This is a genomic window from Arthrobacter sp. 05L417 (assembly GCF_056397865.1).
Window position 1 is genome coordinate 1 of record NZ_JBFTOG010000137.1, and the last position, 328, is coordinate 328.

Below are 328 nucleotides of genomic sequence, written 5' to 3' on the forward strand. Positions count from 1 at the left end.
GGTAAGTTTGGAAAGTTGCTCCGGAGCGATCCTGGACCCTTTGGTGGGTGTGGGTGGTGCCGGGTGTGTCTGTTGTTTGAGAACTCAATAGTGTGCCAAGTTTGTTGATACCGATTTATTTTAATTGGTTGATTTTGCCGGGCCTTGTCCACCCCCGTGGGTGGGGTCTGGTGTTTTCGGCTGGTTTCAAATTTTGTGCAGCTCTTCTGCCGTTATTTCCGGTGGTTGTGGTTGTGTCTGTTTTTGTTTTACTTCAACGGAGAGTTTGATCCTGGCTCAGGATGAACGCTGGCGGCGTGCTTAACACATGCAAGTCGAACGATGATCT

General features: G+C 49.4%; 1 rRNA gene. It reads left to right on the plus strand.

The features are described from left to right. Positions 1-253 precede the first annotated feature (253 nt). A 16S ribosomal RNA gene (locus AC1DJW_RS26665) occupies positions 254-328 on the plus strand; the annotation flags it as partial.